The following is a 25588-nucleotide window of genomic DNA, read 5'->3' on the forward strand; positions in this document are numbered from 1 at the left end:
TTCGCCTACGCTCAGCCACCTATCTTAAACATACTACCTTTTTTATTATGCTGACCGTCAAGCTCCGCCGAATTGACATTTTAATATTCTTTAAAATATCTATAATGTGTATCATTTTGGCATTCTGCCAAACCTGGCAACTTACCTAATTCCCCATTAATTAATGCTTCTTTCTTTTCTCTTCTCCAACCTTGTATTTGTTTCTCTCTATAAAATGCAGAATCAATTCTTAAATACTCTTCTACATAAACCAACTTCACAGGTAATCTTAATCTTGTATGATTAGCACCTTTACCTTCTTGGTGTTCTACTATTCTTTTATCTAAGTCTTTTGTACTACCAGTATAATAACTTCCGTCTGAACATTCCAAAACATACATGAATCCTGACATACAATTATCATTTATTGGCTTCGGCTACGCTCAGCCACCAACATTAAACTTTCTTATTTTTATTACTATTATTTGAATTCAGCTATCTCAGTTACAAATCCTTTACCTAAAAAATATACGCTCAGCCACCAACATAAACTTTTTTACTTTTATTACTATAATTTAGATTCAGCTATCTCAGGCACAAATCTTTCACCTAACAAATAAACGCTCAGCCACCAACATTAAACTTTTTTATTTTTATTACTATAATTTGGATTCAACTATCTCAGCTGCCAGCCTTTTACCTAACAAATATTGGTACGCGGTGACTGAGCGGAGCCGAAGTCATCCTTTCTCCGCAATTCGCAATATATCCCCAAAGACACCTCTTGCGGTTACTGCTGCGCCTGCACCTGCACCTTGTATTACTAACGGATTTTCCCCGTAAGATTCCGTATATATCTCTATAATGGAATCCGACCCTTTTACTTGCCCTAGGGCACTTTCTTTTGGTACGGAGACCAATTTTACATCTAACACTCCTTTTTCTTTCTGAAGATTGCCATGCAGATCACCTACATAACGCAATACATGATCTGGCTTTTGGTTCTTCTTAATTTCATTGAACTTAGTATCCAATACTTCTAAATGCTGTAAGAAGAAATCTACCTCACCATCTTGCAGTTTTTTAGGTATCAGGTTTTCAATATTGATATCTGCAAACTCATTATGCAAATCTAGCTCACGTGCTAAAATCAATAATTTACGCCCAACATCATTTCCAGAAAGATCTTCACGTGGATCTGGTTCCGTAAATCCTTTTTGCATTGCATCTTTCAATATTGATGAAAAAGGTACATCCACTTCTGAGAATGTATTGAAAATATAACTTAAAGAACCTGAGAAAACGCCTTTTATCCTTGTTATATTCTCTCCGGATAAATGTAACAACTTAATGGTATCAATCAATGGCAAACCTGCTCCTACATTGGTTTCATACAGATATTGCTTTTGATTTTTTTGCAATTCTTCCCTCAGTAACTGATAAAAATCGTAACGCAAGGTATTGGCAATTTTGTTCGATGACACAATATCAAAACCATGCTCTACAAATTCAAAATAATTGGCAACAAAATCTTTACTTGCCGTATTATCTATTACAATAAGGTTCTCTAAATGGTGACGCTTTGCAAATTCAAAGACGTCATCAACTTTATACGGTTTTCCTTTCTGCTCCAGTTGTGTTTTCCAATTCTTGGCTATACCTTTTTCATTCAACAATATCTTTTTAGAGTTTGCAATTCCAAAAACCCTTAGGTCTAATTTCTTACGCTCTTTTATGGACTTTGCCGATTTTAAAATCTGTTCTATCAACGTACCGCCTACATTACCATGACCGAAAATCAAAATATTAATTTTCTTACTGATGCCGAACACCTGACCGTGCATAACATTGACCGCCTTATGCAAATCTGATTTCTTTACCACCAAACTTACGTTCTTGCCAGATACCGTATTATTGAACAACAACGGTACGATCTGGTTTTTGATCAATGCATTGAACGGATTGTGAAAAGTGCTTAAATCTTGACCTACGATAGATATGATAGATACATCATCCATCACCGTAATCATATTTACATCTTTTGATTCAAAGTCGTTGCTAAACTCATTTTCCAGTGCCAGCTTTGCCCTTTTTGCCTTATCCTTTTTCACCACAAGACCTATTCCCCTTTCAGATGATCCTTGGGAAATAATGCTCACACTAATATTGCTAGATTGCAAGGCTTTAAAAATACGGGCATCTACCCCTACTTTCCCTAACAAGCCACGACCTTCTATATTAATCATGGCAACATCTTCTATTACCGAGAGCGACTTTATACCTTCTTCACTGGATTTGGCACTTATTAAAGTACCCTCATTATCATCATTGTAGGTATTTAAAATACGTAACGGAATGTTCTTCTCTATTAAGGGAATTATGGTTTTGGCATGTAGAATGGTAGCTCCAAAATTGGCGAGCTCGTTTGCTTCTTCATAAGACAGGTTCGCCAGTCTTTTTGCCTCTGGTACATAATCAGGATTTGCTGTATAAATACCATCAACGTGGGTGTAATTCTGTAATTCTTCGGCATCTAAGAAATTTGCCAATAATGCCGCGGAATAATTACTGCCATTTCTACCCAAAGTAGTTGTCTCGTTCTCCACTGTAGAGGCTATAAAACCGGTTACTACCGCTACCGTATCACTCGGAATTTCAGCGAATTTTAAAAGCACCAATTCTTTAGATTCATTTTCAAGCACCTTGGCGTCACCAAAGGTATCATCGGTCTTAATGACTTCACGAGTATCTACAAGTTTGGCATTGATTCCTTTACCGATCAATAGTTTGGTTACCAGTTTGGCAGAGATCAACTCGCCATACGCCAACACCTCATCTTTTATTTTGGCACTATAATCTCCCAACAGGGAAACTCCTTCATACAGTTTTGCCAAGCCTTTGAATTCGGCAGATAAATTTACGTTGGAATAGGTATGTTTTTGATACTTCTCCAGCGCTTCAAAATCTGACCTATAATCTTTTCCCTTGGCTGCTTTCTCAAGCATATCCTCTAGCTGATCTGTAGCCTTTTCCCTTGCGGAAACCACCATGGCTACATTCTCATTGTTCTTGATCTTTTGTGTAACGATATCCAAAACACGCTCAAGTCCTTCGCCATTGCTTAACGATTTACCACCAAATTTTAAGATTTTGATCTTCTTGATATTACCGTTGGTATTAAAAATACCGGTCAGCAATTTTTCCATCTGATCAAACTCGATCAAAAAGGCATCATGTCCATGTAACGATTGTACTTCACCATAGGTTACATTACTCTTTGCCTGCGCCAATTGCTTAAAGGTATCCTTGTTTTCTTGGGCAGTAAAGAACATATCCGAATCTACCCCGATAATATGAATATTGGTATCGCTATTTTGTAGTTTAATGAAATTCTCATCACCATCTCTAGTAACATCAATGGTCTTTAATAATTGATTCATCAACTTATACGCAGACAATTGAAAACGCTCTTGTAACTTATCGCCATGGTGCATTAACCAACTTTCTACATTAAAAACCTTAAGCTCCTCATTGGTACTTCGTTTAAACCGTTCTTTAAAGGAAGCCGGAGTCCTATAACATAACATGGCATGCATACGGGCATCATGCACAGGTTGTTTAGAGTTCACTAAAAACTGTTCCTGTATTTGGCAGTTGGCTATTAACCAATCGGTCGATTTCCAGTCAGATGCCACAGGAATCAAATGTTCAGTCAGCGTTGGGTGCAATGCTGCCATTTCCCAAGCGATACCACCACCCAAAGATCCACCAATCAATGCAAACAAACGCTCTACCTTTAACTGCTGTAATCCCAATAAAAATATTCTAGCTACATCACCGGCTACAAAATCCTTATAGTTCTCTATTACAAACTTGTCATGACCATTACCCGGAATATTGAATGCCAAAATAGTGTACTTGTTGGTATCTATACACTTCTCTTCCCCGATCAAGGCAGACCACCAACCATTTTCACCGGTAACATTAGAATTGCCCGTTAATGCATGGTTCACCAATATAATGGGTGCAGTATGTAATTTTTTCCCAAATACCTGATACGATAATTGAATATCTTGAGTACTACCGCTTAGGGTCTTGTATTTTTTAATCTGTAGTTGATGTAACATCTATTTCAAAATCAATTTGTGGCAGAGCTTCGACTGCGCTCAGCCACCACATGTAAAATAATATATTCTTGAACATTCAATGACTTCGGCTAGGCTCAGCCGCCACCAATATTCTTTTTTTCTTAAACCACCGATCACTTCGGCTACGCTCAGTGACCGGTGGTTTCAGCTTTTACCTTATCTAATTTAAAGACTGGCAAATGCCTGCTCTAAATCTGCTTTTAAATCTTCTATATCTTCAAGACCTACCGACAAGCGAATTAAATCTTGCCCTACACCTGCACCTTCTTGCTGCTCTGCAGTTAATTGCTGGTGGGTAGTACTTGCCGGGTGAATGATCAATGATTTGGTGTCACCAATATTGGCAAGTAATGAAAAGATCTTAGTGGCATCGGTAACCTTTTTAGCCGCTTCAAAACCGCCCTTGATACCAAAGGTAACCAATCCGCTTTGACCTTTTGGCAAGTATTCTTGTGCCAAGTCATAGTATTTATTGCTCTTCAATCCTGGATAATTTACCCAAGCCACTTCTTCCCTACCTTCTAACCAGGTAGCCAATTCCAATGCATTTGCACTGTGTTGCTTTATACGAACCGGCAAAGTCTCTAAACCTTGTATAATTTGGAAAGCGTTAAACGGACTCAATGCCCCACCAAAATCACGTAAACCTTCCAATATCAATTTAAAGGTAAATGCTGCCGCACCTAATGCCTCGCTATATACCAAACCGTGGTAACCTGCAGATGGTTCTGTAAATTCAGGGAATTTACCGTTAGTCCAATCGAACGTACCGGCATCTATAATTGCGCCACCTAAAGACGTTCCTTGACCACCAATATATTTTGTCAATGAATGAATGACCAAGTTGGCGCCATGCTCAATAGGGTTTAACAATGAAGGAGTAGCTACCGTATTATCTACTATAAAAGGTACTCCCGCTGCTTTCGATTCTTTAGAAATCGCTTTCAGATCCAACACATCCAATTTCGGATTCCCTAGAGATTCCACAAAGAAAGCCCTTGTATTATCCTGTACCGCTTTTCCAAAATTTTCAGGATCAGATGCATCTACAAAGGTGGTCGTAATACCTAATCTTGGTAAGGTAACATTCAACAAATTAAAGGTACCACCGTATAAACTGCTAGACGCTACAATATGATCGCCCGCTTTTAACAAGGTCAATAAACCTGTAGAAATGGCAGCAGTACCCGATGCAAAGACCACAGCCCCAATACCACCTTCAACAGCAGCTAATCTATCTTGTAAAATTTGATTGGTAGGATTGTTTAAACGTGTGTAAATAAACCCTAATTCTTTAAGAGAAAATAAGTTTGCCGCATGATCGGTATCATTAAATACATACGATGATGTTTGATAAATAGGCACTGCCCTTGTACCTCCATTTGTAGTGGTGTCGTGACCTGCGTGTAATGCGTTTGTTGCTAATTTGTGATTACTCATGATTTTGTTGTTTTTAAAAATTATTTTAATATTTAAAAAGCCCAACTTAACCACATAAAAATGTGAGTAAGTAAAATCAAAAAGTTATAAGAAAGTAATATCGAGAAAATCGATTACTGTTATCCTTCCCCTAAGGGTAGAATGTAGCACCTTCTTTGTATGGAACAAAGGGTTGCTAAGGTTTCAAAGGGTCTAATCCCTCCACCTTTCTTGATAACTATTCAATACGTGTGTGAACTTTGAGCTACAAATATAAAGGCAGAAAAATTTAAAAACCTAGTATTTTATGAAAAATATATAATTCTTGGTCTTGTTGTTAGTTTTCTGAAGGCTTAAAAGCAATGGAACACCTGTTCAATTACAATATTCTCGATACACTCTTAACCTAAAGAAAAATTAGTTTAAGAGCACTCGAACTGACATTTTACTATCTACGAAAAACGAACAACGAGAAACGAACAACGAGAAACGAACAACGAGAAACGAACAACGAAAAACTACTCAATCATCCCTGCGCTCTTATATTTATCTATATACATCTGATCTTGCTCCGGGGAGTCTTTATATTTTTTACGAAGTGCAATTAAATCTTTCTTTAATTTTTTAACGGTATCTGCGTAGGCAGGGTCGTTGTAGACATTGTTCATTTCCTTTGGGTCCTTCAATCTGTCATACAACTCCCACTCATCAACATCATAGTAGAAATGCACCAATTTAAATTCCTTATTCACAATACCATAGTGACGCTTTACCATGTGTACAGATGGATATTCGTAATATTGATAATACACGGCATCTCTAGTCCATTTTTCTTTTTCGCCTTTCAACAGGGGAATTAAACTTTCGCCTTGCATATCACTTGGCGGCGTGATGCCTACAGCTTCTAACATGGTCTGTGCAAAGTCTAAATTCTGTACCATTTCATTTTCTACAGCTCCCGGTTCAACTACATTGGGCCAACGCACTAATAACGGAGTTTTGAACGATTCGTCATAAATAAATCGCTTATCAAACCAACCATGCTCCCCTAAATAAAATCCTTGATCAGAGGTATAGATCACTATGGTGTTTTCCGCCAATCCGCTTTCATCTAAATAATCCAATAAGCGACCTACATTATCATCTACCGAAGAAATGCTACCCAAATAATCTTGCATATAGCGCTGATACTTCCATTTCATTTTCTCGGTATCGTTCATTTTTGGCCAATTGTTGTAGAAAAAATCATTGATGGAATCTAACACCGGATCATACAATGCTTTTTGTTCTGCCGTGGCACGGTTATACGGACCGTAAAAACTATTGGGAAACTCCTCCACTACCGGTAAAACCTTACCCTCCATTTTAGCTAAGGTCTCCGGTCTGACCTTACTATCATGACTATACATCATGTGTGTCAACAAATTCATTTCTGCCGTCTTTGCCGCCGATCCTCTATTGCTGTAATCATCAAATAACGTTTCTGGCTCTGGGAAGGTCTTTTTCGTGAACTCCTTGAACTTATCCGGTCTTGGCCACCACGGTCTGTGCGGTGCCTTGTGCAAGTACATCATCATAAAAGGCTCGTCATTGGACGCTTCTTCTTTCAACCAATCTAATGATACGTCCGTTATGATATCGGTAACATAGCCTTGCTTGGTTATGGTATCACCATTGGTGACTATAAAATCTGGATTAATATAGTGCCCTTGACCCGGTAAAATCATAAACTCATCTACCCCTTTTGGATTATTGCCAAAGTGAAGCTTGCCGAACATCGCCGTTTTATACCCATTCTTTTGAAAGATTTGTGGAAACGTAACCTGTGTGGTATCAAACGGAAAATAATTATCCACTTTCCCATTGATATGAGTGTGCTTGCCTGTAAGGATCGTAGCTCTTGATGGTGCGCAAATGGAGTTGGTAACGCTGGCATTGGTAAAAAGCATGCCCTCTTTTGCCAAGCGATCAATATTGGGTGTTTGCAGTAATTTATCATCATATGCGCTTATGGCCTGATACGCATGATCATCTGACATGATGAAAATAATATTGGGCTTTTTAGCATTGCTTTTTTGGGCTTCCGCATTAGTTGGTAGCAGGAAAAGTACGCTTGCTAGGACTAGAATTAGATTTTTCATTTTGGTTTTTCAGTGAGTTGTATTAAAGACAAAGAATTCCTTGGAAGATAGAATTAACTCTAAAATATAATAGCAAAGTCTAGTATTTAATTTATTCTTTTTAGAATTTTTATTAAACTATTTTTTATTTAGCCTCTATAAATTCTTTTAAACTTTGAAGATTACTTATATCAAAATGATTAACTAGATTAATCTTAACCTCTTCTAATGACGGCATGGCTTTCGAAGCTTTAAATTTTTGCATTTTGATTAATAAAATTGGAATTAAATAATCTTTACCAGAAACAATAGTTAAAAGAGATTCTATACTATTTGACCATTTTTTCTTTAACAATCTTAACTGTTGCTCATAATACTCCAAATCTACGATAAGTAAAATTTCTTTTCTAATATTTGAAATATCGTGCTCAACTAATTTATAATCAAACTCATAATCTCCTTTTTTTAATGTATGATACTTATTTGCATTGTATAAAGTAAATTTACCTCCCACCTGATTTATTAATGAAAAATGAAGGAATAAATCTATTAAAATGTTACAATAACTTTTAAGCCAAAACTCATAATCAATCTCATTTTCAATTTCCTCTTTAGACTTTGTACCACAATTTAAATAAACAAAATTACAAGTTGAACTTTTATCAATTAGAAAATTCTCTATACAATATCTTTCAAGTACAAAAAGATTTTCCAGCTCTAAACCTTCACCATTTATTAAAGCTATATCGCCATCAACTATAAATACTTTTTTTCTTTTTCCAGGACTAGAAATCTTACATTGAGTTATTACATTCTCCTTCGAACCTAATGGTGTTACATCATTAATTTTGATTTTCGATGTAATTAAGCGAGAGAATAAAGCTTTATAAAATTCCTTATCCTTGTTTTCATCTTCAGTATAAATATCAACATCATTTCGATAAGCTAAAAAAGTCGAAACTAGTCGCTTAGGATCGTCTGCATATTCAAGCATAAGTTACGAATTGAGTTTATTTAAATCTTGACATTTAACCTCTCTTATTACCTTAGAAATTATAGATGGAGAATGTGTTGCAAGTATAAATTGTGTTTTAGGGCTTGCTTCCATTATAGAATCCACAAAAATTTCTTGCCAAGCAATATGTAATGACAGCTCAGGTTCATCAATAATAAAAACGCCAGATGGTTTTTGATCTTCTTCAAAAATCAAATGAGCTATCATAATTATAATTTGCTTTTCCCCTGAAGAAAGTTCAAAAACATTGGCTTCTTTCCCATTCCTTAATCTGACTTTTATCTCCCCATCTTCCGCAATTTTAATCTGCTTACCGCCTTCATCTAAAAATTTTGAAGTAATCGATTCTAACCTTTTTATTGGAGACCTTAAATCAGATATTTTTTCTTGATAAGTTTGGCTATAATTAATAATTTCATCGATTCTTTTAATTTGAGAACTATTATTTATCCATTTCATCAAAACTTTAAATTCCTCTTGATTTTCTTTAGTCCTACCTTCCGGATTAGATTTACTCTTTTCTTTTCTAACATCAAGTTCCTTACGTTTTACAATCAGATCTGACATTTTATCAAAAAAAGAATTAGCAGAATAATCAAGAAATCCAATGTCTAGATTCTTAATTGCTTTTAAAACTTTTTCTCGCTTTTCAATTAAATAATTATCATCTGTAGGTATTGATTCCAAATTATGATTATCATTAAATTTAAAAGACAACTGAAATATTTTCCTTTTAAACTCCTCACTTATTTTAGGCTGTTCGTAAGCAATCTTTCTAAAATATTCAAATATCAAAAACTGTACATCCTCCAAACTACTATCAATCGCCGTTACACCCGAAGATCCATCAAATATTTTCTTTTTAGGTTTATGTTGATTGTAAATACGTCTGTTGCGAAAACGCAAATCAATATTTTTTCCTTCATATATTTTTCTATCTAACCCAAGAAATTTTGGTGTAGCCAATTCCCTTATATTTTTGGCAATTTCATTAAATTCAAATTTTTCCCTTAAATTTTGTTCAATTACTGATATTTCGTCATAATCATAATTTTCATTGTCTGATCTTATATATCTAGGAAATATAACTGGTTCCCCATTGTGGAATGGCGATTTAAGATTGATTGAAAATGTATTATCATTTTTATTTTGAGTTGCAGTAATAGTTATATCTTCTTCATTAATTTTAGTTGAACAAATTAATTCAGCAAATTCAAAATCAATTTGATTTAAATAATTAAATGAAGGAGAAACAAGTCCTAGTATTAATTTTAAAGCACTTGTTTTTCCTGAGCCATTTATTCCAATTAAAAAAGTAATATCATCATAAAACTCTATATCATAATTAAGATAACCATGTACTTTAGCCGCTCTAAACTTATTTAGCTTCATTTATAATTTCTTTTAGTTTTTGTGAATATATAAATACTTTCGAGTAAAAAATAGGTATAATTTAATCTCCAATAAAATCAACTACTCCAACACAGAAAACTCTATACTTGAATCTGTAAACACGGTATGTGTTTGGGTTTTAAAATCCGACTCATCAGCTTCAAAAATATTATCTACATAGGTCTGCGGATTTAAATCTATTAACGGAAACCATGTGCTCTGTACTTGTACCTGTAATTTGTGCCCTTTCTTAATGGTATGGAATACATCTTGCAACTTAATGGTTACATCTGTTTTTTCATTTGGCACAAACGGTTCTGGGTTGGCAAAACTATTTCTAAAACGACCGCGCAATACTTCGCTACGTACCATTAAATGATAGTTACTCATTTTCAAATGGTCTTGCATGCCTTCATAAGCAGGTTCATCTGCTGGGTGTACGTCAATGATTTTTACGATCCAATCTGCAGCGGTACCCGTAGTAGCAACTTTTAGCTTCGCCAAAATATCACCCGCCAAGGTCAAGTCTTCTTGCATAACGTCAGTTTCAAACACCAAGACATCACCACGCCGAGCTGCAAAACGTTGATCATCGGTCATATATTTTCTTGGTGTAAATACCGTTTTAATATCTTCTGAATAAGGAACCGGTTTTTTAATATCGCTGATAAACTTTACTTCTTCCACTTCTTTTGGCTCAAAAGTCAGTTCTTGATCTGGAGATAAATACATATCCTTTTTCACGACACCTGCCGGTGGCCAGGTATCATAGGTTTTCCAATCTTTTCTACCGGTATCAAAAACGTAGGCTTCCGGCAAACCGCTATTCTTATCGCCATCACCTTTTAAGAAATGATCAAAGAATTTGGCTTCTATATGTTCTTGGAAAAATTCAGAAATTCCATCGCCAAAATAATAGTTGCCCACGGTATTCTGACCTTTTCTACGTGCCCATCCGCCGTGATCCCATGGTCCAAAAACCAAGGTATTGTAATTATCGGCATTGTACTTTTCTATATTCTTATAGGTTTCTAACGGTCCGTATAAATCTTCCGCATCAAACTCGCCCGCAACTACCATGGTGGCCACCGTTGGCTTTACATCTTTTAAATGCTGGATCAAGCCCTTGCTCTGCCACATTTCATCATAATTTGGATGCTCTTTAAGTTCGTTCCAAAAATAATCATCGGTAACACCCTCCTTTGCCATACGTGGGGTATCGGCTGTTTCGTATTCAAAAAATCGATCTAAGTTCTTTAACGGTCCTTCATCTAAAAAGAATTGATACTGATCTTCAGTTGGTAAATCCGGCAATGTATACCATGCCGAATCTATAGGTTTATCCCCATCTGGTCTTGGTGTCCCAAACAATGAAGTTGCCCTAAAGTAACTTAATAAATAGGCGCCATTATGGTGGAAATCATCAAAAAAGAAATCGGCAATACTTGCCTGTGGAGATGCTGCCTTTAATGCCGGATGCGCATCTACCACGGCATAGGTAGAATAAAAGCCAGGATACGAAATTCCCCAAATACCTACGTTACCGTTATTGTTTTCTACATTATTGATCAACCACTCAATAGAATCATAGGTATCTGAACTTTCATCGATATCCTGCTCCGTATTTTTGTTGGGATTATAGGCGCGCATATTTTCATAATGCCCTTCACTTAACCAACGGCCGCGCACATCTTGATAGACCACTATATAGCCGTCATGCATCATATGAATGTTGGGCGCGATCTTTGTTTTAAAATTACCCGCTCCGTAAGGTTGAGAACTATACGGGGTTCTTTGCATTATAATTGGGTACTCTTTTGAAGTGTCTTTTGGCGAATAAATAGTGGTGTGGAGTTTAATGCCGTCTCGCATAGTAATATCTACCTCTTTCTTAGTATAGTTATCTGCAACATAGGTTTCTGAAACTTCTGCGCCTGCAACTTTCGGAGCTGTTTTTCTACAGGAAAAAATCACTGTAGCTAATAAAAGAAGTGTGAAGAAGTGTTTTATGGTACTCTTTGGCATGTCTTAAGAATTTGAATTCTTAAATCTAAGAAAGTTTACTGCTGTACCGAACAAAAAATGAAATGAATTTATAGTTAGTTCAACCTACCCATTAGCCTTTCTAAATGTCATTTATAGTATAAAGCAACCTCATGTATAGGCAAATGCTCCAAACAAATTATAGCATTGCATTCAAAATCCGCTAAGGTTCAGGCATAAAAAAAGCGACTGTAGGTGAGTCGCTTTTTTTTTAGGTAAAAATTCTTCAAAACATTAATATCTTCTTTGCCAAGAGAAGCATTCCGGAAAAAAATTCATTCCGAAAAACCTTAATGTCCTGATTTTGGTTAATTGTGGTTTTCATTTGGGACTGTTTTAGGTTAAGATTTATCTGGGGAAACTTATTTAATGGGCATTCTTATTCAAATTTGAGAATTGCTATTTTATCATTTTGATGGGAATTTTCCCTTATACCGACCTTATCCCATTTTGGATAATCATCAGTACTGAAAACATGAATTTTTACATCAACATCAGGAACTTGTACCGATACTTTTTGGTCAAACACCATTGAGATATCTTTTTTATGTGTTGGGGTATTTATGATATACCCTGAAATTAAGTCCGTATCCTTTGCACAAGAACCGGCACATAAACACATCAAAAAAAGCAAGGACATCTGAAAATATTTCACAAAAGTGGTCATAGTCAAAAAGGTTAAGTTTATGGATAACGATTTGGGATTCGTTAAATTCTTTATCAAATATATGTAGTCCTTTTCTTACATATTAATTTTTGTGGTGAAAGTCCTTTAATTTGTTGTGAACGCTCATTGACCATTATTTTACCATTTTCACTGCTGTGAATACACAAAAAAAAGAGCGACCATTTGGTCGCTCTTTTTTTAACATAACATCATATAAACCCTAACTGTTAAAAGCAGTCTTAATTTCTGAAACCATATCCAGTTTTTCCCAAGTAAATAATTCCACTTCTTTTTCAATACGGCCGTTATAAGGTGATTCAAAAACTTTAGTGATAGTTACCGGTTCTTTACCCATATGACCATAAGCAGCTGTTTCCAGATAAATAGGGTTTCTCAACTTTAATCGTTCCTCAATTGCAAAAGGCCTCATATCAAACAACTGGGCTACTTTTTTGGCAATATCACCATCACTTAGCCCTACCTTGGAAGTACCGTAAGTATCTACATAAATAGAGGTTGGCTCCACTACCCCAATAGCATAGCTAACTTGTACCAAAATTTCTTCCGCAACCCCAGCGGCCACCAAATTTTTGGCAATATGACGAGCAGCATATGCCGCACTACGGTCTACCTTGCTAGGATCCTTACCACTAAAAGCACCGCCACCATGGGCGCCTTTACCGCCGTAGGTATCTACAATTATCTTTCTTCCTGTTAATCCGGTATCTCCGTGAGGTCCACCAATGACAAATTTTCCTGTTGGATTAATGTGATATTTTATCTTATCGTCAAACAATTTTTGAGTCTCACTTGGCAATTGTGCCTTAACCCTGGGAATTAAAATAGAAATGATATCAGATTTAATTTTTTCCAACATTTTTTCATCGTTGGCATCAAAGGCATCATGTTGTGTGGATACTACAATAGTATCTATACGTTGAGGCTCATTGGTATCTGAATACTCTAACGTAACCTGTGCTTTGGCATCTGGCCTTAAATATGAAATCTCTTTACCCTCTCTACGCAGTTCTGCCAAAGTATGTAAAATCTTGTGTGATATATCCAAGGCCAAAGGCATATAATTTTCAGTCTCACTGGTAGCATAACCGAACATCATTCCTTGATCACCGGCACCTTGCTCTTCTTTGGCACCGCGATCCACACCTTGGTTAATATCCTGACTTTGTTCGTGTATCAACGATATTACGCCACAAGAATCACCACTAAATTGGTATTCTCCTTTGGTATATCCTATTTTATTGATCACTTCACGCACAATGTTCTGTACATCTAAATAGGTATTGCTGCGTACTTCTCCTGCCAAAACCACTTGGCCAGTAGTTACCAAGGTCTCACAAGCAACCTTACTTTCTGGGTCAAAGGCCAAAAAATGATCCAACAAAGCATCACTGATTTGATCCGCAACTTTATCCGGGTGTCCTTCACTAACAGATTCTGATGTAAATAAATATGGCATAACAAACTTTTTTATTCTTAATAAAGGATTTGAACTTATGCCGAAAAAGAAGTATGATGTGATATGGTATCAGCATCAACTGCTTTAGCATTTTTTTGTCTAGACCCGCAGGCAAAAACAGAGGTTGCAATCAGTCAAATCCCTCCTCTTTATTTTAATGAGATGCAAAAATAGAAAAAATGTTCTGTTCCCTATCTTAATACCATGTTATTTATTGACTCTATTCAATAAAATGTCCATTACAAATTATATTTGACAGATAACAATACATAACGGGGCTGTACAAAATATGCCTGTGTACTGAAATAAAGTTCGTTGGTACTGTCCCTATTTAACGTGGTGGTATTTAAGAGGTTTGTTCCCTGTATACCATACTCCCAATGGCTGTTCTTTTTTTGGTAGGTAAGGTCTGCCCCCATAAAACTATAGGTATTGGTTATGGTATCTTCCTTATCATTATATTTATAATAATCATAATCTAGATTAAAAATAAAGTTCTTTAAAAAGCTGGCATCAAAACGTGCATAGGGTCTTTTGGTATAAAATGTGGTCTCCAGACCTCCGTTTTCATAATTATTTATGGCATAGCGGTAACCTACTTCCAAATTGGGTGCATTTTTAAAATTGGTAGACAAGGTAGTGGAATAATTTTGTGTCAAGGAATTTGAGGTACGCTGTACATTATCTACCAAGTTATTGGTCGTGGACCAAGCCAAATTTCCTTGAACCGAAGCTTTGATCTTGCCAAATGTGCGCTCGTATTTGCCGTTTGCGCTAAACGATTCATCAGCAAAATTGGAATTGATCGTACTGCCCACCCTATTGATACCCACAATATTTACACCGTTCTTGAGGGCATCAATTCTTTTGGTATATGCCAAATTTGCAAATATGTTAGTGAAATTAAACATATTGAAACTGAAAAAATTAAGGGAAACATTATGGTTTAACGCACTTTCCAAATCCCTATTTCCACTATACAGGGAATTGTAGTTGTTCAGCACATATCCTTGCGCAAAATTACTTACATCCGTAAACGAACGAGTAACCTGATAATTAAAACGAATATTTTCGGATTTTTTTAATTGTGCATTGATATACACATCTGGTAACAACGACGTTAGATCGTCATTGACCACAGTACCCAATTGTTCATTACGTACATTAAACCTATGCAAGGTTAACCCTGGGTTAAAAGTAAATATGCCTGAAATCACCTTATAATGTAAGCCTCCGTATACATCAGACACATGAAAATTAACATCATTGCCAAATTCTTCACCGTTCATGTTCAATACCTCCCCATTATCCAAAATTTGAAAAATGCCAGAATTAAAATTCTGATTGCTCTGTGTAGTGCCCAAGGTTAAATTAATGTTGCTCTTGCTTCCAAGAACCCTGTAATAATCTACTTTGGCATCTACCTTGTTCGTTACTACAGTTTTAACCTGGTTTATATTATACATCTCCTGGTTTTCATCAACAGGAAATATATCTACAAATGCAAACTCATTTCGTATGGCCTCATAAAATGGATCTTCGTCCTGGTATAAATGCTGGGCCTCTACCGCAAAAATATTTTTCTCATCAAGTGTATGGTACAAATTCAGGTTTTGGTTCAGTGCCAAAGGTTTTTGTTCTTTTACTTCCATTATTTCATCTGTAATGGAAGAAACGGAAAGTATGTTGACCTCCTCGGTATCATCTGATTGTTTTAGGAGGGCATCATAGTCCAATTGAAAATCTTCATTTGGCTTATACCTGGCACTTAACTTTGCCAATCCTAATTGAATGGTCTGATCGGTATTGCTAGTTGTACGCTCCACATCATTGCTGGCAATATAAGAGGTGCTACCTTCGGACTTCATAAGGGTGCCGGTATAGGAATATATACCAAAACCACTTAGATCAAGACTTTCCGTTGGTGCATAACTAAAATTTGCCGCCGCAAACTTGGTATCGATATCATTGGCCCTATTATTTTGCGCAGATGAGAGGCCCAATGCATCTACTCCCGTAGCTATAGTACTTCCAACTCTTGAGTTTAAATTTCTAAATCCGCCCGTAAAGTTTCTGTAGTCGCTTCGGGTAAAAGGTACTTCACCAATATTATTTAAATCCGTAATTATATTTACGCTGTACTTAGGACTGTAGTAAAACAATTTGGGATGGACCAAATACCTATCATCCGGACCATACCCTGCCGTAATCTCACCAAACCAAATATTCTTTTTTCCTTCTTTTAATTTAATGTTCAATGCAACATTATCATCATCATTGGTAAGCCCTTTCATTTGTGAGACCTCATTGAAATTTCTCAACACCTCTACTTTGCTCAAGGCATTGGCAGGGATATTCTCAACGGCCAATTTGCTATCTCCGTCAAAAAAATCCTTTCCTTCTACCATGACCTTGCTCACCGTCTTACCTTCCACTTCTATTTGGCCATCGTCATTTATTTCAATGCCCGGAAGGTTTTCCAGTACATCCTTCAACTTTTTTTCTGTCCCGGAAACGAAGGAATCCGTAGAGTATACAATGGTATCGCCCTTAACGGAAACAGGCATTTCATAAGTAACATCCACCTCATCTAACTGTGCGGCCTGCTCGTACAAAACAATATCTTTAACCGCATCATTCTTAGCTGCAGTAAACGTAAAGGATTCTGTTCTAAACCCTAGATAACTCACCTTGACCGTATATTGCTGCCCTGTTTTCAACTTTAATTTAAACTGTCCGGCATGATTTGTTATCCCGTAGGATTCCAAACCTTGGGTAACCGTATTAATGGCTATGACATTGGCCATATCCACACCGGCACCCAGACTATCCTTTACTATGCCGGACAAGGATATTTCCTGTGAATTACCAAAGATTGCACACAAAAACATAAGGATAAGCAATAATGAATTTCTCATATAAACAGATGTAGAAAAGTGATTTTTCGAGGATACAGTTAGTTTGGCCTACCACCACCGCGACCACCGCGATTTCTAAAATTTTCCCGCATTTCCTTCATTTTCTCCTGAGCAATGGTATCATATTCCTCTTGCGTCACCTTTTTGCCTTTATTAGGTGCTTTAATTTCAATCTTGTCTGATGGATTCATAGTAATTTCGGAACATATGATCGTAGTAACATCATCGTTTACGGCAAGTATTAGTCCCGGAAGCCCCCAATATAGCCCAGGACCTTGGTTTATTGGGATTTCTGGGGTATACCATGCAACAATTTCTACCTCCTTTACTATAAATTCATCTTCCTTTTCCGCCTCACTTTTTTCTTCATCCCCACCCGGTCTTCTAAATACTGCCCGCATATTGGGACGTTTAACCGTTTTTATTGCTGTTGCTTTAAAGGCCATATAATTACCAATCTTTTTGGATTCACTTTCCATCTTCCAGTCCAACGCTTGCAATTCATCATCGATCAGGAAAATTTTACCCAACAATTCATTCTTAACCAGATACCGTTGGTCCTTTATATTTTTATAAAGATCCCCATCTGTACCGGTCATTGCCCCAAAACGTGGGCCACGGCCGCCACCTCGTTCCCCTGGCTGTTCCAACTTTTCTTCTTCCTCGTAGATAGAGGCCGTTTTATTAAAATTGAGCACAAAAGTTTTTTCATTGGCCCTTTTCATACGCTCCATCATTTCCTTCTTTCTATCTTCTGGTATATTCCTATTTCCAAAATCAAAATTTACCTGGGTTTTACTTTGGTAAACGGCTTTTCCTTGAAAATCCTGGGCCTGCACCTCTACGATCATGCAAGTAACGAACACTACTATGAACCATGTATATTTCATCATCTATATAATTAGAATGCCAATAGGACTGTTTAATTAGGTTTTGGTTTAACGTATCTATGTTAATAATTACAAAACCCATTTTTTTTTAAGCCATACGGCAAATATGTTTTTACATCCTGTAGTTATCTTGTATCTTGTACCATCTAAGAATTGCTTAAAAAACAACACAACCATTAATCATTTTATTCTATGCACATAGCAGTTGCCGGAAATATCGGTGCAGGAAAAACGACCTTAACAAGATTACTCGCAAAACATTATAAGTGGGAAGCCCATTTTGAAGACGTAGTGGAAAATCCATATTTAGATGATTTTTACAATCAGATGGAACGCTGGAGCTTTAATCTACAGATTTACTTTTTAAACAGTAGATACCGCCAAATTTTGCAGATAAAGGAAAGTGGCAAGGAGGTTATCCAAGACCGTACCATCTATGAGGATGCCCACATCTTTGCGCCTAACTTGCACGCTATGGGTTTAATGACCAATAGGGATTTCCAAAACTACTCTAGCCTATTCGAGCTTATGGAAAGCTTGGTAGATCCGCCAGATTTATTGATTTACCTACGTAGTTCCATACCCAATTTGGTAAAACAGATTCACAAAAGGGGGCGTGAATACGAGAATACCATATCCATTGACTATTTAAGCCGTTTGAACGAACGCTATGAAGCTTGGATACACGGCTATCAAAAAGGAAAATTACTGATCATTGATGTTGACGATTTGGACTTTGTGGACAACCCAGAGGACCTTGGTACCATTTTAAATAAAATAGACGCGGAAATCAACGGTCTTTTTTAAAACATTATTAAATATTAACTACGTTTGAACGATTTTGAAAAAAAGGTACGTCACTTTCTTAAAAATGACCAGCCCTTTATTTTTATCATAGATTTTCAAAAATCCGAACAGTTGGCCTACTCTTTTCAAGAAGCCGCGGCCCAAGACATTTATTTTAACATTAAGGGCAATGGAAATGACCGGCAATTACAACCTTTAACAACTACCGCTACATCAATTGACCTACGGCCCGAGCCTTTTAATAAACATGCGTATATAAAAGCGTTCCATACAGTACAGAATGAATTAAAAAACGGCAATAGTTTTTTATTGAACCTAACCTTTTCCACACCATTACATACCAAGTCCTCACTAAAACAAATTTACCAAAATGCATTCGCACCATATAAGTTATGGTTCAAGGATAAGTTTATTGTTTTTTCACCCGAGTGTTACATCAAAACTAAAGACGATTCCATATTTTCCTATCCGATGAAAGGGACGATAAACAATGATGTACCAGATGCCGAGGCTCAATTGCTGTCCAATAAAAAGGAATTATACGAACACAATACTATTGTGGATCTTATACGCAACGATCTGTCCATGATCGCAAAAAATGTTAAAGTCAATAAATTTAGGTATGTTGAAAAAATTAAAAAAGGAACCCAAGAATTACTGCAGACCAGTACAGAAATTCAGGGTAATTTACCTAAGGACTGGAAAGATAATTTTGCCGCTCTACTTTTAAAAACATTGCCGGCAGGTTCTATTAGCGGAGCGCCCAAGAGGAAAACAATAGAGATCATAGAGCATGCGGAGACAACGCAAAGAGGCTTTTACACAGGCGTATTCGGTATTTTTGATGGCAAGGATATAGACAGCGCCGTAAGTATCCGCTTTATAGAAAATAATGACGGCCAATTAATTTACAGAAGTGGTGGCGGTATAACGCATTTGAGTACGTTAGAAGAAGAATACCAAGAACTATTAGAAAAAATTTATGTACCCATTATTTGAATCCGTACATATACGCAATGGCCAAATAAAAAATGCCGTCTATCATGAAAAAAGGTTTGCCAGTTCTTACTTCGCTTATTTTAATAACAGACCGGCCTATTCCCTGTTCGAAAATATTTCCCTACCAGAATTAGACCTAGACATCAACTATAAATTAAGAATAGCATACGGTCTTAAAGATAAAAAATGGCAGATCACACCTTACAAAAATTCCCTTCCTTCTACATTGCAATTGGTTTATGACGACACCATTACGTACCCCTATAAATTTAACGATCGTGAACATCTGAATTGTCTTTACCAAAACAGAAAAAATGCCGATGATGTCTTGATTATATGTAAAGGCCAAATTACGGATACCTCATATTGCAATATATTGTTTACCGATGGATCAACAATATTTACCCCTTCCACACCATTGCTCAAAGGTACATGTAGAGCAAGATTACTGGCCGAGAACAACATACAAACCAAATTGATTACTCCTGCAGATATACAATATTACCGACATTTTCAATTGATAAACGCCTTAAATGATTTTGATGCGACTAGATGGATACCTATTAAAAACATTTATCAACCTAAATAAACCCATGGTCCTTGGCATGGGCAATGGCCTCTTTGGTTTTATTGACCATAAGAAAAGGAATGTCCTTAAAGTCCACAAAAAGATTTTCTATTCTCGCCATTCGTTTGGCATCGTTTACGCTTCTTAAATATATTGCCTTGATCCTACCTGGAAAAAGCGTAGAAATTTCCTGATATATATCCCCATCCTTTTCTCCACTATCCCCTATCAAAATAAACGGAAGATCAGGGTATGACTTCAAAAGATTACTGATCTCTCTTTGTTTTTGCGGTTTTTCGTCATTTTTCTTTCGCATTCTAAAACTGGCCATACTGCGCAGTAAAAGAGGGCCCTTGGGAAAATTATTAGTTTTTAAAAAGAGTTGTAGATAGCGGTAAAGGTTCCATGGACTATGGCTTACGTAGAAAATAGGGTTAGCTTCATCTCCTGTTTTCCCATGGTGCAACTTCATATAGAAATCAGAAGCGCCATCTAACTGCCTACGCTTGGTAGCCCTTTTGAACATGGTGTTGATAATAACCTTCCATTTTAATGAAGATACCACCCCCGTATGCAATATGGTGTCATCAATATCACTAATTACCCCAAATTTGGCATGCTCGCTAGGAATAAGCATTTCTCCAGGGAACTTATTCTTCAAAAGGATTTCACGTTTTAGATTGGTATCCGTAAAAGATAGCTCAAAATTTACCCAACCTTCATCGTTTGCTAGATCATGTAGACCGTTAATATCCTCATCAATTAAATAATAGCCATCATCATCTGTAGTGCCTTGCACGCTTTTTCCATTGGATAGGGTTATCTTAATGGCCGTGTTCCTGATCTCATCGGTCTCAAATCTTTTCCATGTATTGTGCATTAAGTTAAAGATTCCCTTTTGATCCAAATCTATATTCTCATCTTCAATGGCACGGCCACGTACGTAAAGCCTGCTTGCACTACCGTACGACTGAAAATTGATGATCTGAAGTTTATCTTTCTTAAAAATACCCATGGTGTTAAAATTACGGTCTTTCAACAACCTTTAAAATTTTTATTGCAATAATTACATCAATTAAGTTACAATCTAACCTTAAGATGTCATCACGGTCATTGGAACGTGTATTCACTCATTGAAAACTACCGTACGCTCATTACCCGTTGTATATCGCGCTCAATACAAATAGTTTTAGCGCTATAATCATACTTGTACAGTACAAGTCTAAAACCCTAATTATGAAACCAAAAAAAAATCCACAGCAAGACCTCAACAAAAAAAGTGCCACCTACTTTGTTTTTGGACTACTTATAGTTTTAACAATGGCATATGTAGCCTTGGAATGGAAAACGTTTGACCAATCCGTTTATGACGAAGTAGGAATGAACAAACCTGACCTGGATATTATAGAAGACGCCCCAATTTTTCAATTAGTGGTTCCACCGCCACCAAAACCACCCGTTCTCCCTGTTGAAATTGAAATAGTAGATGACAATGACCCCGTAGAGGAAACGGAAGTTATTGCCATTGAAGTCAACACAGATACTGAAGTTGTGGACATCTCTGAATTTAATGTCATTGACCCTGATGAGGATGATGAGGTTAAAGTGATTTGGAAAACTATTGAGGAAGTACCTATTTTCCCCGGGTGCGAAAAAGAAACGGATAAACGCGCCTGCTTTAATGAAATGATGCAAAAACACATTAAGAAAAACTTTAGATATCCAGAACTAGCACAGGAAATGGGTCAACAGGGAAGAGTAAATACTCAATTTGTGATCAACAACGATGGCAGTATTAGCAATATACAAAAAAGAGGCCCGCATGAATTATTGGAAAAAGAAGCTGTCCGTATTCTTTCTAAACTACCAAATATGAGTCCGGGCAAACAACGGGGCAGAGCGGTCCAAGTGTCATTTTCAATTCCTATTACATTTAAACTACAATAAAGGAATAAAAAAAAACCATCAGCATAAAACTGATGGTTTTTAAATAGTTAGGGTAACCCTTCCTAACTACTTATTGATTTCTATTTTTTCTATGATAACCTCTGTACTTGTCCCCTTTTTTTCAATACTGGCATTCTCAAACTTTTTTAGTTGTGCCTCTACTTCAGCTTTTGTACCTGTATATATTTTTTCCTCTTTTACAGATTTACCGTTAACCATGGTTGAATAGGTGACAATGGCCTGGGCCAAATCATCATTTTCCACATTCATCTCAATAGTCACCTCCTTGGTATCTTTTAGCATGGTAACGCCATCTTCCGTATGTCCACCTAAAATAGGTGCTATGACCAAACCGATCAAGCAGGTCAACTTTATTAAAATGTTCATAGAAGGACCGGATGTATCCTTAAACGGATCTCCTACGGTATCACCGGTAACGGCTGCTTTATGCGCCTCTGAACCTTTATAGGTCATTTCTCCGTTAATTTCCACTCCGGCCTCAAACGACTTCTTGGCATTGTCCCAAGCGCCACCTGCGTTGTTCTGAAAAATTGCCCATAATACCCCGGATACGGTAACACCGGCCATATAACCGCCTAACATTTCCGCGATAGCCAATTTATTCATCCCGAACAATAATGGGGCAAATGCGATAACCAAAGGAAAACCAATGGTCAACAATCCTGGCAACATCATTTCTTTTAGTGATGCCTGTGTAGAAATAGCTACACATTTATCATATTCCGGTTTGCCGGTTCCTTCCATAATTCCCGGAATATCCCTAAACTGACGCCTTACTTCCTGAACCATTTCCATGGCCGCCTTACCCACAGCGTTCATTGCCAATGCGGAAAATACTACAGGTACCATACCACCAACGAATAGCATTGCCAATACCGGAGCTTTAAAGATATTGATACCATCTATTCCTGTAAAAGTTACATAGGCCGCGAACAAGGCCAAAGAAGTCAATGCCGCGGATGCGATAGCAAATCCTTTACCTGTTGCTGCCGTAGTATTCCCAACAGAATCCAAAATATCCGTTCTTTCCCTTACGATCGGCTCTTGTTCACTCATTTCCGCAATACCACCCGCATTGTCGGAGATTGGGCCAAAAGCGTCTATAGCCAATTGCATTGCCGTTGTGGCCATCATTGCAGAAGCGGCCAAGGCCACACCATAAAAACCTGCAAAAGCATACGATGCCCAAATTGCACCTGCAAATAATAATACTGACGGGAAAGTGGATATCATACCTGTTGCCAGACCTGCAATAATATTTGTTCCCGCACCTGTTGATGATTGTTGAACGATTTTTAAAATTGGAGCTTTTCCCAATCCAGTATAATACTCAGTTACCGAAGAAATTACTGCACCTACTACCAACCCTACCAATGTAGCATAGAATACACGCATTGAGGAAATTTCCTGTATTCCTTCCCCAAAAAATTCCATTTGCATGGTTTCCGGCAACATCCAAGTTACCAGTCCAAAGCAAGAAACGGCCACTAGGACGATAGATGTCCAGTTTCCTACATTCAAAGCTCCCATAACCTGGGCCTCTTTGGCATCATTACTTTTTATCTTTACCAGCATGGTTCCTATAATAGAAATAATAATCCCCGCACCTGCAATGGCCATTGGTAGTAAGATCGGACCAATACCCCCAAAGACATCTGAAATACTACCGCCCATATCCTTAATTACATAATTTCCCAATACCATTGCGGCAAGAACCGTTGCTACATACGAACCGAACAAATCTGCCCCCATACCGGCGACATCACCTACGTTATCACCTACATTATCCGCAATGGTTGCCGGGTTACGTGGGTCATCTTCAGGTATTCCTGCCTCTACCTTACCTACCAAATCCGCTCCCACATCGGCAGCCTTTGTATAGATACCTCCGCCTACACGTGCAAACAACGCAATGGATTCAGCACCAAGGGAAAAACCTGCCAATGTTTCCAAGACAATGGTCATATCCATAGTAGAGGTCCAGATACCTCCCATAAAAAATTGGAAAAATGCTATAAAAAATATGGTAAGTCCCAATACGGCCAACCCTGCTACACCAAGTCCCATAACCGTGCCCCCGCCAAAAGAAATTTTCAATGCATTTGGCAAGCTTGTTCGTGCAGCCTGAGTGGTCCTAACATTGGTCTTGGTGGCAATTTTCATTCCTATATTTCCTGCAAAAGCGGAAAAAATAGCCCCAAATATAAATGAGACTACAATTAACCAATGTGTTGTAGGCACTATAAAGGAAACTATGGCAAGTAAAACACTTACGACAATTACGAAAACGGATAAAAGTTTGTATTCTGCACTTAAAAATGCAAGGGCACCTTCATAAATGTAATCTGAAATTTCTTTCATTTTACCATTTCCGGCATCTTGTTTCATTACCCAAGATCGCTTAATACCCATGTAAACCAGGCCTAAAATTGCCATTGCAATTGGCATGTAAATCATTAGTGACTCCATTTAATCTTCTGTTAGTTAGTTATAAAATTAGCCCGGCTAAAGTAGTAAATTAGAATAGAATAAAAAAAGCCACTTTTTATTACAAAAAGTGGCTTTAAAAACTATAATCGTTGCTTAAATCACAAAAGTGCGTTTTGCTTTATGTTCACTTTCGTTATATCGCTTGACACATTCATGATAAATTTCTATTGCTTCTTTGGAATCTCCCCATCCTCCAGTGTCAACTTTTTTCTCCTCTAAATCTTTATACACTTGAAAGAAATGCTCTATTTCCTTTAATCTATGCGGGTTTAGATCGCTGATATCATTATTATTGCTCCAGATCGGATCAGAAACCGGCACGCATATTATCTTTTCATCGGGCCCTTTTTCATCGGTCATATGGAAAACACCTATTGGCTTTACCTCCATAACGGTCATTGGGTAAGTAGGCTCCGTACCCATCACCAATACATCTAAGGGATCCTTATCCAACGCCAGGGTTTCTGGAATAAAACCATAGTCTCCCGGATACATCATTGAAGAGAACAACATACGGTCAAAACGTATTTTATGCAATGCAAAATCGTATTCGTATTTATTTCTACTTCCTTTTGGAATTTCTATTAACACATCAAAGGTCAATCCTTTTCCTGCTGCCATATTTCTAATTATTTATTTGTTGCTGTGAATGAAACGTTAGTTATTAGTTATAATTGTAAAATTTAAT

At 37.1% G+C, this 25588-nt stretch carries 18 protein-coding genes and 1 riboswitch; of the genes, 4 read left to right on the forward strand and 14 right to left on the reverse strand.

What is annotated here, in order from left to right; genetic code table 11:
- Positions 1-80: 80 nt before the first annotated feature.
- From Q2T41_RS05230 to Q2T41_RS05280, 11 genes are all read right to left on the reverse strand, one after another.
- Positions 81-392 (reverse strand): GIY-YIG nuclease family protein, encoded by a 312-nt coding sequence (locus tag Q2T41_RS05230; RefSeq protein WP_304435210.1) that lies wholly within the window; start codon positions 390-392, stop codon positions 81-83.
- 327 nt (positions 393-719) lie between these two features.
- Positions 720-4106, reverse strand: coding sequence for a bifunctional aspartate kinase/homoserine dehydrogenase I (gene thrA / locus Q2T41_RS05235; protein ID WP_304435211.1), 3387 nt, complete (start codon positions 4104-4106; stop codon positions 720-722).
- Positions 4107-4292: 186 nt separating this feature from the next.
- Entirely contained in the window at positions 4293-5567 is a 1275-nt protein-coding gene (locus tag Q2T41_RS05240; RefSeq protein ID WP_304435212.1) for an O-acetylhomoserine aminocarboxypropyltransferase/cysteine synthase family protein, read from the reverse strand.
- Positions 5568-5683: 116 nt separating this feature from the next.
- Positions 5684-5787: riboswitch (SAM riboswitch) on the reverse strand.
- A 277-nt stretch (positions 5788-6064) separates the two neighbouring features.
- Positions 6065-7687, reverse strand: a complete 1623-nt coding sequence (locus tag Q2T41_RS05245) for a sulfatase family protein (protein WP_304435213.1) — start codon at positions 7685-7687, stop codon at positions 6065-6067.
- A 124-nt stretch (positions 7688-7811) separates the two neighbouring features.
- Entirely contained in the window at positions 7812-8660 is an 849-nt protein-coding gene (locus Q2T41_RS05250; protein WP_304435214.1) for a DUF4435 domain-containing protein, read from the reverse strand.
- A gap of 3 nt (positions 8661-8663) precedes the next feature.
- Positions 8664-10073, reverse strand: a complete 1410-nt coding sequence (locus tag Q2T41_RS05255; RefSeq protein ID WP_304435215.1) for an AAA family ATPase — start codon at positions 10071-10073, stop codon at positions 8664-8666.
- 81 nt (positions 10074-10154) lie between these two features.
- Positions 10155-12098, reverse strand: a complete 1944-nt coding sequence (locus Q2T41_RS05260; RefSeq protein ID WP_304435216.1) for a CocE/NonD family hydrolase — start codon at positions 12096-12098, stop codon at positions 10155-10157.
- Positions 12099-12495: 397 nt separating this feature from the next.
- Positions 12496-12783 carry a hypothetical protein gene (locus Q2T41_RS05265; protein ID WP_304435217.1) on the reverse strand — a complete coding sequence of 96 codons (288 nt, stop codon included), beginning with the start codon at positions 12781-12783 and terminating at the stop codon, positions 12496-12498.
- A gap of 220 nt (positions 12784-13003) precedes the next feature.
- Positions 13004-14260, reverse strand: coding sequence for a methionine adenosyltransferase (gene metK, locus Q2T41_RS05270; protein ID WP_304435218.1), 1257 nt, complete (start codon positions 14258-14260; stop codon positions 13004-13006).
- A gap of 239 nt (positions 14261-14499) precedes the next feature.
- Complete coding sequence (locus Q2T41_RS05275) at positions 14500-17178, reverse strand: carboxypeptidase regulatory-like domain-containing protein (protein WP_304435219.1); 2679 nt, start codon at positions 17176-17178, stop codon at positions 14500-14502.
- A gap of 38 nt (positions 17179-17216) precedes the next feature.
- Positions 17217-18071, reverse strand: coding sequence for a GLPGLI family protein (locus Q2T41_RS05280; protein WP_304435220.1), 855 nt, complete (start codon positions 18069-18071; stop codon positions 17217-17219).
- A 189-nt stretch (positions 18072-18260) separates the two neighbouring features.
- On the opposite strand from Q2T41_RS05280, the gene Q2T41_RS05285 reads away from it, so the two are divergent.
- Genes Q2T41_RS05285 through Q2T41_RS05295 form a run of 3 tightly spaced genes read left to right on the forward strand, consistent with a single transcriptional unit; the run spans position 18261 to position 20463 of the window.
- Complete coding sequence (locus Q2T41_RS05285; protein WP_089262448.1) at positions 18261-18875, forward strand: deoxynucleoside kinase; 615 nt, start codon at positions 18261-18263, stop codon at positions 18873-18875.
- A gap of 24 nt (positions 18876-18899) precedes the next feature.
- The gene (locus Q2T41_RS05290; RefSeq protein ID WP_304435221.1) at positions 18900-19874 is read left to right on the forward strand and encodes an aminodeoxychorismate synthase component I; all 975 of its coding nucleotides are present in this window, start codon (positions 18900-18902) and stop codon (positions 19872-19874) included.
- A complete protein-coding gene (locus tag Q2T41_RS05295; RefSeq protein ID WP_304435222.1) occupies positions 19858-20463 on the forward strand; it encodes an aminotransferase class IV in 606 nt (201 codons plus the stop codon). The genes Q2T41_RS05290 and Q2T41_RS05295 overlap by 17 nt, the downstream gene beginning before the upstream one ends.
- Here Q2T41_RS05295 and Q2T41_RS05300 read toward each other — a convergent pair.
- On the reverse strand, positions 20456-21484 hold the full coding sequence (locus Q2T41_RS05300) for an App1 family protein phosphatidate phosphatase (RefSeq protein ID WP_367186830.1): 1029 nt from the start codon (positions 21482-21484) through the stop codon (positions 20456-20458). The genes Q2T41_RS05295 and Q2T41_RS05300 overlap by 8 nt on opposite strands.
- 194 nt (positions 21485-21678) lie before the next feature.
- Between Q2T41_RS05300 and Q2T41_RS05305 the strand changes: the two genes are divergently transcribed.
- Positions 21679-22389 carry an energy transducer TonB gene (locus Q2T41_RS05305; protein WP_304435223.1) on the forward strand — a complete coding sequence of 237 codons (711 nt, stop codon included), beginning with the start codon at positions 21679-21681 and terminating at the stop codon, positions 22387-22389.
- A gap of 66 nt (positions 22390-22455) precedes the next feature.
- Here Q2T41_RS05305 and Q2T41_RS05310 read toward each other — a convergent pair whose 3' ends face one another.
- Both Q2T41_RS05310 and Q2T41_RS05315 read right to left on the reverse strand, forming a co-directional pair.
- A complete protein-coding gene (locus tag Q2T41_RS05310) occupies positions 22456-24879 on the reverse strand; it encodes a sodium-translocating pyrophosphatase (RefSeq protein WP_304435224.1) in 2424 nt (807 codons plus the stop codon).
- A gap of 114 nt (positions 24880-24993) precedes the next feature.
- Positions 24994-25521 (reverse strand): inorganic diphosphatase, encoded by a 528-nt coding sequence (locus Q2T41_RS05315; protein WP_089262461.1) that lies wholly within the window; start codon positions 25519-25521, stop codon positions 24994-24996.
- Positions 25522-25588: the final 67 nt, after the last annotated feature.

Origin of the sequence: Maribacter confluentis, assembly GCF_030505015.1 — a bacterium.
In the GTDB taxonomy this organism is placed as follows: Bacteria; Bacteroidota; Bacteroidia; order Flavobacteriales; family Flavobacteriaceae; genus Maribacter; species Maribacter sedimenticola.

Bases quoted from the DNA above. Each gene is read 5' to 3' on its own strand.
- Q2T41_RS05230 (WP_304435210.1), bottom strand. From the start codon at position 392: ATGTCAGGATTCATGTATGTTTTGGAATGTTCAGACGGAAGTTATTAT.
- thrA (WP_304435211.1), bottom strand. From the start codon at position 4,106: ATGTTACATCAACTACAGATTAAAAAATACAAGACCCTAAGCGGTAGT.
- Q2T41_RS05240 (WP_304435212.1), bottom strand. From the start codon at position 5,567: ATGAGTAATCACAAATTAGCAACAAACGCATTACACGCAGGTCACGAC.
- Q2T41_RS05245 (WP_304435213.1), bottom strand. From the start codon at position 7,687: ATGAAAAATCTAATTCTAGTCCTAGCAAGCGTACTTTTCCTGCTACCA.
- Q2T41_RS05250 (WP_304435214.1), bottom strand. From the start codon at position 8,660: ATGCTTGAATATGCAGACGATCCTAAGCGACTAGTTTCGACTTTTTTA.
- Q2T41_RS05255 (WP_304435215.1), bottom strand. From the start codon at position 10,073: ATGAAGCTAAATAAGTTTAGAGCGGCTAAAGTACATGGTTATCTTAAT.
- Q2T41_RS05260 (WP_304435216.1), bottom strand. From the start codon at position 12,098: ATGCCAAAGAGTACCATAAAACACTTCTTCACACTTCTTTTATTAGCT.
- Q2T41_RS05265 (WP_304435217.1), bottom strand. From the start codon at position 12,783: ATGACCACTTTTGTGAAATATTTTCAGATGTCCTTGCTTTTTTTGATG.
- metK (WP_304435218.1), bottom strand. From the start codon at position 14,260: ATGCCATATTTATTTACATCAGAATCTGTTAGTGAAGGACACCCGGAT.
- Q2T41_RS05275 (WP_304435219.1), bottom strand. From the start codon at position 17,178: ATGAGAAATTCATTATTGCTTATCCTTATGTTTTTGTGTGCAATCTTT.
- Q2T41_RS05280 (WP_304435220.1), bottom strand. From the start codon at position 18,071: ATGATGAAATATACATGGTTCATAGTAGTGTTCGTTACTTGCATGATC.
- Q2T41_RS05285 (WP_089262448.1), top strand. From the start codon at position 18,261: ATGCACATAGCAGTTGCCGGAAATATCGGTGCAGGAAAAACGACCTTA.
- Q2T41_RS05295 (WP_304435222.1), top strand. From the start codon at position 19,858: ATGTACCCATTATTTGAATCCGTACATATACGCAATGGCCAAATAAAA.
- Q2T41_RS05305 (WP_304435223.1), top strand. From the start codon at position 21,679: ATGAAACCAAAAAAAAATCCACAGCAAGACCTCAACAAAAAAAGTGCC.
- Q2T41_RS05310 (WP_304435224.1), bottom strand. From the start codon at position 24,879: ATGGAGTCACTAATGATTTACATGCCAATTGCAATGGCAATTTTAGGC.
- Q2T41_RS05315 (WP_089262461.1), bottom strand. From the start codon at position 25,521: ATGGCAGCAGGAAAAGGATTGACCTTTGATGTGTTAATAGAAATTCCA.